This is a genomic window from Maricaulis sp. D1M11 (assembly GCF_047308265.1).
Taxonomy (GTDB): Bacteria; Pseudomonadota; Alphaproteobacteria; order Caulobacterales; family Maricaulaceae; genus Maricaulis.
The window spans coordinates 101,292-112,436 of sequence record NZ_JBKQWY010000007.1; the positions used below are offsets into that span (position 1 = coordinate 101,292).

The 11,145-nt window shown below is 59.7% G+C and carries 8 protein-coding genes; 1 reads left to right on the plus strand and 7 read right to left on the minus strand.

Features of this window, described 5'->3' with window-relative positions:
• Window positions 1-9 precede the first annotated feature (9 nt).
• Window positions 10-471, minus strand: coding sequence for an Lrp/AsnC family transcriptional regulator (locus RMQ97_RS11470; protein WP_413661019.1), 462 nt, complete (start codon window positions 469-471; stop codon window positions 10-12).
• Between the two features lie 105 nt (window positions 472-576).
• Between RMQ97_RS11470 and RMQ97_RS11475 the strand changes: the two genes are divergently transcribed.
• Entirely contained in the window at window positions 577-2,223 is a 1,647-nt protein-coding gene (locus RMQ97_RS11475) for an aminotransferase class V-fold PLP-dependent enzyme (RefSeq protein ID WP_413661020.1), read from the plus strand.
• 40 nt (window positions 2,224-2,263) lie between these two features.
• Here RMQ97_RS11475 and RMQ97_RS11480 read toward each other — a convergent pair whose 3' ends face one another.
• From RMQ97_RS11480 to RMQ97_RS11505, 6 genes are all read right to left on the minus strand, one after another.
• Entirely contained in the window at window positions 2,264-2,863 is a 600-nt protein-coding gene (locus tag RMQ97_RS11480; protein ID WP_413661021.1) for a gamma-glutamylcyclotransferase, read from the minus strand.
• 116 nt (window positions 2,864-2,979) lie between these two features.
• Window positions 2,980-3,939 (minus strand): hypothetical protein, encoded by a 960-nt coding sequence (locus RMQ97_RS11485; protein ID WP_413661022.1) that lies wholly within the window; start codon window positions 3,937-3,939, stop codon window positions 2,980-2,982.
• Between the two features lie 216 nt (window positions 3,940-4,155).
• Window positions 4,156-5,748: an AbgT family transporter gene (locus RMQ97_RS11490; RefSeq protein ID WP_413661023.1), complete on the minus strand. Its 1,593-nt coding sequence runs from the start codon at window positions 5,746-5,748 to the stop codon at window positions 4,156-4,158.
• Window positions 5,749-5,846: 98 nt separating this feature from the next.
• Window positions 5,847-6,641, minus strand: a complete 795-nt coding sequence (locus RMQ97_RS11495; RefSeq protein WP_413661024.1) for a hypothetical protein — start codon at window positions 6,639-6,641, stop codon at window positions 5,847-5,849.
• A 125-nt stretch (window positions 6,642-6,766) separates the two neighbouring features.
• Window positions 6,767-8,899 carry a M13 family metallopeptidase gene (locus RMQ97_RS11500; protein ID WP_413661025.1) on the minus strand — a complete coding sequence of 711 codons (2,133 nt, stop codon included), beginning with the start codon at window positions 8,897-8,899 and terminating at the stop codon, window positions 6,767-6,769.
• Window positions 8,900-9,070: 171 nt separating this feature from the next.
• Window positions 9,071-11,143, minus strand: a complete 2,073-nt coding sequence (locus RMQ97_RS11505; protein ID WP_413661026.1) for a M13 family metallopeptidase — start codon at window positions 11,141-11,143, stop codon at window positions 9,071-9,073.
• Window positions 11,144-11,145 lie beyond the last annotated feature (2 nt).

Sequence of the window (11,145 nt, forward strand, 5' to 3'; positions counted from 1 at the left end):
ATATCAGATTTACGGGTATACCGGGAGCTCTGTCGTGTTCTTGATCGCTTCCATGGCGAAGGAGGCGCTGACGTCTGACAGCGGGGCGATGGCGATGAGTTTTTTATAGACATCGTCATAAGCCGCCACATCGGGCAGGGCCAGCTTGACCAGATAGTCGACATCGCCACTCATCCGGTAGAATTCCAGCACCTCGGGCATTCTCGCGACACCTTTTGCAAACTGGTCGAGCCAGCTCGCATCATGATGACTGGTCTTGATGAAGACAAACAGCGTGGCATTGAGGCCGAGCGTGTCGGCATCCAGGAGCGTGACATTCTTGCGGATATAGCCGGCCTCTTTCAGCAAGCGGATCCGCCGGGCCGTCGGCGTGGCACTCAGGCCGATCGTCTCGGCGATGGTTTGCAGGGTCTGATCGGAATCAGTTTGCAATAACCTCAAAATCGCCTGGTCATAGTGATCAATGTCCATAAGATGCCCTTCCGGTAGTTGTCATCACTATATTCTATCCTGATTTGGCCGGATTTTGGCAACATGCACTCCTCTTTCCATGATTGGATGGCTCTCAGTTTGAGAATGAAGGGCAATGTCATGGGTGCGAGTGTCGAAGAGGTTCAGGCGGGGCTGGTCGGCCGGGGTGATGTCTTGCGGACCCCCTTTGGCATCAAACCCCTCATCTATGCCGATTACACGGCGTCGGGCCGGAACTTCACCCCCATTGACGAGGCGCTGGACACCCTGGCCCGGCTCTATGCCAATCCTCATACCGAAGACAGCTGGACGGGCCGCGTGAGCGGCAGCTGGATGCGCGATGCGAAGGCGCGGATCAAGCAGCATCTGGGAGCCAGTCCCGAGCATATCGTCATGACATGTGGCGCCGGTGCGACCTCAGCTATTCACAAGCTGCAGGAGGTGTTGGGCCTGGCTCTGCCGCCTGCCACCCGGGACAGGCTTGATGATGTGACATGTGAGGCGCGCCCGGTGGTGTTTATCGGGCCGTATGAGCACCATTCCAACGAATTGTCGTGGCGGGAGAGCCTCGCCGATGTCGTGCGGGTCCCGCTGGATGCAAGCGGTCGTCTGGATATGGCCGCCATGGCGGAGCATCTCGCCGACCCGATCTATGAGGGGCGTCGCAAGATCGTTGCGGTCTCTGCTGCATCAAATGTCACCGGTGTCCGTACAGACATCGCGGCGATCGCGCGTCTGGCGCACCGGAATGGGGCTGTCATTCTTCTCGATTGTGCGGCCAGCGCGCCGTACCAGAAAATCGAGATGTGCCCGCTCGATGATGCCGAAGCGTCTATTGATGCGGTGTATTTCTCTCCGCACAAATTCATCGGCGGCCCCGGCGCGTGCGGTGTGCTGGTTATGGCGCCTCACCTCTATCGATCTGACCTGCCTCCCACCCAGGCGGCTGGGGGAACGGTGGTCTGGGTGTCGCGCGAGAGCCATGATTTTATCGAGAGCGCAGAAGCCCGGGAAATGTCGGGGACACCGGGCGTGCCGCAACTGGTTCGAGCGGCCTTGGCCCTGCAGCTACAAGCCGATATCGGCCATGAGGTGATCGAGCAACGCGAGCATGCGGCGGTGGCCCGGGCGTTCGAGAGCTGGAGCGAAAATGACCGCATTGAAATTCTCGGGCCACTTGAACCTGCAGCGCGGATCGGAATTGTTTCGTTCACCCTCCTGAAATCCAGTGGTGAGCGGCTTCATCCACGCCTCGTGACGGTTTTGCTCAATGACGTGTTCGGTATCCAGAGCCGGGCAGGGTGTTCGTGTGCAGGACCTTACGGGCATGATCTACTGGACCTGGATGACACGATGAGCCGGGAATTGCGGGCACGTGTGCTGGGCGGTGAGGCCGGAGCACGCCCGGGCTGGTGCCGGGTCAGCCTGCACTGGGTGATGTCCGAGGCTGAAATCTCCTATCTGGTTCAGGCCGTGAATATGCTGGCCGATCATGCAGATGCGCTCGAAGCGCTCTACGACTACACACCGCAAACCGGTCGCTGGGTCTGCCGGCTTGCCGAAGCCATGGATGAAGCCTTGCCCGGACTGCCGACGCATGTACTGGGCGAACAGGCCGCGCGCGCGGACGACCCGATCTGCCGGTGTCGCCCGGAGCAGGCGCGATCGCTGGAGCAGCGTCTCAATACCGCATTTTCTGAAGCTGCGGGTCTGGTTCAAGGATTGGAAAACCCGGAGCGGACACCCGCCTAGGGCCTGGACGCTGAATTGTGGTTTGAGCGGTCGGGGCGCTCTATCCCTGGCGCAGATGAAGATGGCCCGCATTATCCAGCAGCTGATCGATCAGATCGCGCGTCGAACCATCAAGGGGTGAGTGGCGCGGATAGCGTTTCTCGGCATGATCGCGATCATTCAGCCAGGCCGTTGTCCAGTGTTCGGTGTTTTCGATGAAATGTCGGGCCAGGTCTTCGCCGCCCATTTCCAGACAACCGATCAGACACGTATCCACATAGGTTTGTGGAAGCGGGCAGGCGGCCGGTGCGGGGGCGGGGTCGCGATTGACAACAATCCAGTACCGTCCATCGGGTAGAGAGATGTCCGGCTGGTCAGGGGTGAGACTGCTCTGCTCCAGTTCGACAAAATCATACCCGCGCTCTCTAAGTCGCAGCGCCGGATCGATGACCGTGGGCATAAGGGCTGCTCGCATGGAGGAGGACGGGTCGGGCCGAACCCCCAGATAGGTGGCGTTTTCGTCGGGATACGTCGCAGTCCAGCCGCGCACCCAGCCCTTGGCGGTCACCGGTACGGCGTCACCGTGCATGTTGGAATAGGTTTGACGGCTATAGGCGCTGAGCAGGCTGCCATACCCTAGAATGTAGTCGGATCGAGACATATCAGACTCCTGTTTCCATCATCTAAGCTGCACGCCCGGACAAAAAAAGACCGCACACCCGGTTTCGGGCATGCGGCCTGTTGTGTTCGGCGCACTCGGCGCGATTAGTGGCGCGATTAGTGGCGCGACGACCGACGATAGCTTGATTGGGCGACCGGAAGTTCTTCCGAATAGGTTTCGGTTTCAACCGTCTGATTGGTCCCATAGAGATAGGTATTGCCCTGGCTGGCCGGAGCTTGCGGCTGGCTCTGGGCCACGGCGGGATGCCCCCCGTGGGACGGCGGATTGTAACCTGGCAGATCGATGTCGTTGCAATCCACGAGACGCCATTCCCAGCGCTCGCGCGAACGCATGGTGTAGCGGGTGACGTTCTCGGTCTGACCATCAACCGTGTGGCGGTCGAGACGGGCCGCCTGGTCGACGACCTGGACAGAATAGCTGTCATAGAGCGGATCGATCGGAACCTCTTCCACGCGCGCTTCCTGGACCAGGACTTCGCGGGTCACAGAGGAGTATTCCGGATCGTGGGTGATTTCCTGGATGTGGGCCGGTTGCACCATGACCTGGCGTGTCACCGTGCGATATTCGCCCTCCTCCTCGACAAGGCACCAGACTTCGCCGGTTTCCTCATCGATGCGGGTCATGGAGGCACCCTGGACATAACCCCGGCGCCAGACCATTTGCGGCTCGCGAACCATGATGGTTTCAGTGACGGTTTCGTGCTGGGCCGGTTGGACCACATATTCGGTGTAACCTTCGCGCACCAGAACAGTCTCGGTCACGTTTTCATAGACCGGCTCGTGAACAATGTAGCGAAAACCGGGCTCACGGGCGATGTATTCGCGAACTTCCGTGCGAAGGCTCGCCGGCAGGGCCGTGTATTGCTCGTAGGCATCACGTGTGGTGACGGTTTCGGTATAGGCATCAAATTCTGGCGCGATCCGCACGCGGGCATAACACTCGCCTTGCATGGCTTCTGCAGGCGGGTTCGGCGGTAGCCATTCACGATCGCCAGCAAAGGCTTCAGTGGTCAGCAAAAGCGGCGCGATAGCCGCGCTCAAGACAAGACGTTTCATGTAAATTCCCCCGAATACTATGGCGTGCGCCAAGACAGCCTGAAACAGGGGAGACGTTAACCTTAATTAATCCGCAATCGGAAGGAAAATTTCGCCAAACCACTCGAGTTTCACCTGATGGTTGTTTGGCTTGATTGCGTGTTCCCCTGAGAAGTATATCAAACAACAATTTCTGTTTGTTGATTGACTGTATTTCTCCTCAGGGGAGGTTCGCGTCTATTGTGCCTGAATGAGGTAAAAGGTGGGAGAGCCGGGCCCGACCGGCAGTTTGAGAACAAAGGCCCAGAGATAGAAGAAGCTGCTCCAGGTCACCAGGAAGGCAATTGAATAGGGCAGCATCATTGCGATCATGGTGCCCACTCCAAGATCCTTCTTGTAACGGGTCGCCCAGGCCAGGATGAGCCCGAAATAGCTCATCATCGGGGTCACGATATTGGTCGAGGAATCGCCGATCCGGTAAGCCGCCTGGATCACTTCAGGCGAGAAACCGATAATCATCAGCATGGGTACGAAGATGGGGGCGGTCACCGCCCATTGCGCCGAGGCCGATCCGAGGGACAGGTTGATCACGGCACAGATCAGGATAAAGGCGAAGAAGATCAATGGCCCGGTCATGCCCGTGCTCTGCAGGAAATTGGCTCCGGCAACAGCGGTAATCGAACCCAGATTGGTCCAGCCAAAGAAGGCGACGAACTGCGCCGCAAAAAATACCAGGACGATGTAAAGGCCGAGGCTGGAGAGTCCCGTGGCCATGCCGTCAATAATGTCCCGGTCGTTTTTCATCGTGCCGGCTCCGCGCCCATAGGCAAATCCGGTGATCACGAAGAAGATCAGGATCCACACGACAAATCCGCGGAAGAAAGGCGAATTGAATCGGTCGCCCGTGTCCGGATTGCGCAGAATGCCCCATTCGGGAATGAGTGTGATCGCCATCAGGGCCAGCACAAGAATGAAGCCGGCAAGGGCATACCACAGGCCCCGTTTTTCTGGCGCGGTGAGGGATTCCATCATCCGCTCGTCGAGCAGGGTCTGATCCGCGCCGGATTTGTCGTACGCGCCCAGCTTGGGCTCGACGATGAAAATCGTGACGAGTGAGCCGACCAGCGTGATCAGGAAGGTCGAAGCGACCATGAAATACCAGTTCGAGGTGGGCAGGACGATATAGTCCGGATCGACCAGCTGGGCGGCTTCCTGGGTAATCCCCGCAAGGAGCGGATCGATCGTGCCAATCAGCAGGTTGGCGCTATACCCGCCCGATACACCGGCAAAGGCAGCGGCCATGCCGGCCAGCGGATGACGGCCCAGTGCGTAGAAAATCGCACCCGCCAGCGGGATCAGGACGACATATCCCACTTCCGAGGCGGTGTTCGACACAATGCCGGCGAAGACGATGGCCACAGTGACCAGGTGGCGCGGTGCACCGAGCACCATGCCCCGGACCGCGGCTGAGAGGAGGCCGGATTTCTCCGCGACACCCACACCCAGCATGGCGACAAGCACCACGCCGAGCGGTGCAAAGCCTGTGAAATTCGCGGTGATTGAGGTCCAGATCCGGCGGAAACCGTCAGCGTTTAACAGGCTGACCGCGCGGATCATGCCGTCTTCAGCCACACCCCGGGCGCCCGCCGGCCGGGGGTCGACGACCGCCAGCTCGAGCCAGCCGACAACGCCGGACAGCAGGATGACAAAGATCGCCAGCAGGGCGAACAGGCTCACCGGGTGCGGCAACAAATTCCCCATCCACTCGACCCAGTCGAGAAAGCGGGTGAACAGATTGCGGCGCGGTTCCGGTGCGGATGCGTCGGCCATGAGCGGTCTCCCCTTGTTCCGCATACTCTTTGAGGGTGAGTGCACCGCGTCTGCGGTGCAAAATCAACAGTGCGATACAAGGGGAAACAGTTGAAACCTCACGGTTGCGCGGTTTGGTGGGCGAGTTGTGCCTGTTCCTGCAGCGTGATGAAACCCTGCGAGAGATCGCTCATCAAATCACTGATGGCCACCATCTGGATCGCTTCGTGATGCTGGGCCTGGCTGTCCCAGGCCCGGGTGGCGGTTGTGGTGCGACTGTCCTCGGAGAAGCCGCTGGCCATGATGTAGGGATAGCCGTTGCGCACATCCAGCAGGATAGCCGAGGCGGTTCCATTGATGGTGACATTGCGTGACGGCGCCATGAACAGGCCAATTACCGTCCAATCGGTCACCGACAGCGCATTTTGCCGTGTATCGGTGCTGGAGGCGACCTCATAGACCAGTAGATAGTCGATGTGTTGGCGCGCGGCACCACGACGGAGATTGTCCATCAGGAGCCGATTGCGATTGGCTCCGTGCACATCCGTTTGGGCCACAGAGCTCATGATAAGCGGGCTCAGCGGAACAAAATCGCCCATGCCGGCGGCGTCTTGCTCTGCAAACTCCTGCCAGAGCTGCATTTCCGCCAACGAGGCCTGGGTCAGTTGTCCGCGTTCGATCCGGGCAAGGCCAAAACGGGCCGGCAGGATGATGTGCGGGTTGATCGACGCGATCTCACGGATTTCGGCGTCGAGATCGGTGGATGAGTAGGCGTTCTCACCCGGCTGGCCGGTCTCATAAGGTCCCGCTGCATAGCGGGCGAGATAGTCGTCGCCGGATGTGTATTGAACCGTTTCGCAGCCTGCGAGCCCAAGGGCAGCTGCAGCGCAGGCCACTATCATAAGGTGTTTCATCATGTCCCTCCATCCCAGCCCGGGTGGAGAGAAACGGTCAAACCGGGCGGAATGCGGGCCAAACCAAGAAAAAATCCCGGCAAGCCAGCTTGCCGGGATTTCTGTGTGTCAGTGCGAGGTGCGCCTTACCAGATGGAGACACGCTCTTCCGGCGGCAGGTACAGCTCATGCTCTTCGGTGATGCCGAAGGCTTCATACCAGCCCGGCTGGTTCCGGACAGCACCATTGATGCGGTACTGGGCCGGAGAGTGCGGACCACGGCGCAATTGCTGCAGCATGGCCTGATCCGTCATCAGGTTCCGCCAGACCTGGGCCCAGGCCATGTAGAAGCGCTGCTCACCCGTGAAACCCTCCAGCACAGGGGCTTCACCGCCATGATCTTCCAGGTAGAGCTGGTAGGCGCGGAAGGCCATGGAGAGGCCGCCCACATCACCGATGTTTTCACCCAGAGCCAGGCGTCCGTTCACAAACTCGCCCTCGATCGGGGAGAATTCGCTGTACTGGGCCGCAAGGCGATCTGTGAGTGTGTCGAAATTGGCGCGGCTATCGGCTGTCCACCAATCGCGCAGAACGCCATCGCCATCAGACCGGCTGCCCTGGTCATCAAAGCCATGGCCCATTTCGTGGCCGATCACCGCGCCGATACCGCCGAAATTGACGGCCGGGTCAGCATGAGGATCGAAGAAGGGGCCTTGCAGGATGGCGGCCGGGAAAACGATCTCGTTTGCCGTGGAGGAGTAATAGGCATTCACCGTCTGCGGGCTCATACCCCATTCCCAGTCACGGATCGGGCCACCGAGACGTGAACGACTGTCAGCGCGTGCCCAGGCTGCGATGCGCTCGGCATTGCCAAACAGATCATCGGCGCTGATCTCGATGGAAGAATAGTCCGGCCACTGATCCGGATAGCCGATTTTCGGCGTGAAGTTCTCCAGCTTGTAGAGGGCACCTTCACGGGTCTCGTCATCCATCCATTCTAGCGTCTCGATCCGTTCGCGCAGGGCACGGCCGAGATAGTCCACCAGTACTTCCATCTGTGCCTTGTATTCCGGCGGGAAATACTGGTCGACATAGACTTGGCCGACGGTCATGCCCATAGAGCCATTGACGTACTGGATACCGCGCGATTCCAGCGGGCGCGGAGCGTCCACACCCGACAGCGTGCGGTTCCAGAAGTCGAATGAACGCTCGTAGAATTCCGGCGTCAGACGGTTTCGGTTGGATGACATGTAACGATAGGTCATCCAGTCTTTCCAGGTGTCCACGGGGATATCCGTGAACAGTGCAGCCAGGCCGTCAATCGCCGTGTCCTGGCGGATCACGATCTCGGTCTGATCGGCAAACTCCATGGCTTCCCAGAAGACCGGCCAATCGAAGCCCGGCGCGCGGGCGGCCAGATCGTCCATGCTCATCAGGTTATAGGTGCGGGTCCGGTCGCGGCTGTCCTGACGGGTCCAGTGGATCTCCGCGATTGCGGTTTCGAGCTCGAGAATGCGCGCTGCCCGATCATCACCGCCATCCATGCCGATCATCTCGAACACATCGGAAATGTATTCGACATACGCGTCACGGAAGGCCTGGTAGCGTTCGTTGTCTTCCAGATAATAGTCGCGGGTCGGCAGGCCGAGACCGGACTGGCTCATGGCCACGATGTAACGGTCGGGATTGCCCTGGTCGCGGGTTACACCTGCGCCAAAGATGGAGGCAATGCCGGGCTGACCCATGAGGTCGGCGATGTCGGTGTGCGAGACCGCGGCCGCGATGAGATCCAGTTTCGGGCGGGCCGGTTCAAAACCCAGCTCGCTCAGCAAATCCTGGTTCATGAAGGACTGGTATAGATCGCCGATCTGTTGTTCCGGAGTGCCTGCGGCGCCATTGGCGGAGACAGCGTCCGAAATAATGCCCTCGATCCGCTCTTCCGAGAGAAGATAGAGCTCGGTGAAGGAGCCGAAGCGCGAGAAGCCGGTCGGCATTTCGGTGTTTTGCAGCCAGGCCTCGTTGACGAAGCGGTTGAAGTCGTCGCCCGGATGAATGGCGGCGTCGACATTTTCCGTCTCGATGCCCCAGGTGCCAAGCCGTGGTGTGCCGGTGGACGGATCGCCCACGCCCACTTGGGCGGTCTCGACTTCGGTGTTGGCCGTTGTGGTCTCAGCCGTTGTGGTCTCAGCCGTTGTGGTCTCAGCCGTCGTGTCTTCGCTCGCAGGCGCACAGGCCGCGATGAAGGCCAGCGCGGTGCCAGCCATAAGGAATTGTTTCATATCTATCTCCCCCGAAAAATCGGTTTTGAAATCCCCACCTCTACACTAGTGCGCGTCGTTAGCGTGGCAAATGACGGATACGTCACTTTTATCACCAGACCAGACGAGTCTTCGGGCACAAAAAACCCCGACCGCGAGGGCCGGGGTTCTTCGGTTGGATAGGGTCGGACCCTACCAGATTTTGACGCGCTCTTCAGGCGGCAGGTAAAGGGCATTCTCTTCGGTGACACCGAAGGCCTCATACCAGGCGTCCAGATTGCGGACGACGCCATTGGTGCGATACTGTGACGGGCTGTGTGGGTCGGTTGTCAGGCGCGAGATCAGATTGTCCTCGCGATAGAGACGGCGCCAGACTTGGGCCCAGGCCAGGAAGAAGCGCTGATCTCCGGTGAAGCCGTCGATCACCGGAGCTTCACCATCATAATGCTCGTCCACATACAGACGATAGGCTGTGTAGGCCATTTGCAGGCCGCCCAGATCGCCGATGTTCTCGCCCATGGTGAAGGTACCGTTCACGCTATAGCCCTCGATCGGCGAGTAACCGTCATACTGAGCACCGAGACGGCCGGCGCGTTCCATGAACTGGGCATTGGTGTCCATCGACCACCAGTCGCGGATGCGGCCGGCTTCATCGAAACGACGGCCTTGATCATCGAAACCATGCCCGATCTCGTGGCCGATCACGGCTCCGATGGCACCGTAATTGATGGCCGGGTCAGCTTCGGCATCAAAGAAGGGGGCCTGAAGAATGCCGGCGGGGAAGGTGATCTGGTTCATCAACGGATTGTAGGAGGCGTTGACCGTCTGCGGCGGGTAAGGCCAGGCATCACGATCAACCGGACCCTGCAGGTCTTCCAGCTGCTCATTCCAGCCGAATTCGGCCAGACGCATTGTATTGCCGAAAAGGTCATCGGCTTCGATTGTCAGCTCGGAGTAGTCGGTCCATTCATCCGGATAACCGATCCGGGGCTCGAAGGTCGACAGTTTCAAAAGCGCCTGTTCGCGCGTGGCCTCATCCATCCAGACGAGATTTTCCAGCCGCCCCTCGAACGCGGTGGTCAGATTGGCAACCAGTTCTTCCATTGCGGTTTTGCTGGCCGGCGGGAAGTGGCGCTCGACATAGACCTGGCCGACGGCTTCGCCGAGCTGTCCACCGACAAGGTTGACGCCTCGACGGTCACGCGGGCGCTGTTCCTCGATGCCGTTCAGCGTAGCGCTGTAAAAATTGAAACGCGCTTCGTCATAGGCGGCCGGGAGATTGCCCGCGAAAGACGAGAGGAAATGGAAGGTCAGATAGTCTTTCCAGACATCCACCGACGTGTTGGCGAAGACATCACCCGCAGCCGTCAGGGCGCTGGGCTGGGCGACGAGATAGGCCGGCACGCTGTCCAGGCCCAGGGCGGCCATGCTGCCCGGGAAATCGAGCTGGGGAGCGAGGGCGTCCAGCTCTTCCAGGGTGCGCATATTGTAGATCTTCTGGATGTCGCGGCTGTCTTCCTGGGTCCAGTGGCCTTCCGCGATCGCGGTTTCCACAGCCATGATGGCCTCGGCCTTGGTCTGGGCATCGGCGATGCCGGCCAGAGTTAGAATTTGCGCGATATAGGCGATGTACGCGGTGCGGTATTCGCCAAAACGCTCGCTATCCATGTCCAGATAGTATTCGCGGTCCGGCAGACCGAGTCCGCTTTGTCCCACGAAGACCGTGTAGCGTGTTGTATCGGCCGGGTCAGGGATAATGCCCGCACCAAATGGCGACTGGTGATAGGTCGTCGCAAAAAGGGCGCGGATATCGTCGAGGGTTTCGGCGGAAGCGATCTCGTCGAGATAAGGCTGGGCGGGGGTCAGGCCGCGCGCTTCAATGGTCTCGGTATCCATCCAGGAGGCGTAGAGGTCGCCGACCTGCTGGCCCACAGTGCCTTCGGCGCCGCCACTGGCGGCAAGGTCGAGAATGATCGCCTTGACGTCCGCTTCCGCCTCGATGGCGAGTTCGGTGAACATGCCGTAATTCGAGCGATCAGACGGGATTACGGTCGAGTCCAGCCAGCTGCCATTGGCGTAACGATAGAAGTCATCGCCCGGCGCATAGCCGGTATCCATGCCGGCGATATCAAAGCCCCATTCGCCGATATCGGCGGCGACGGTTCGAGTGGTGGTGGTGTTGGCGGCGTTGTTCGCCAGTGCGACGGTACCCAGACCGCCCGCGATGATTGCCACCGCAGCGGCACTTGTCAGAAGTTTCTTCATTG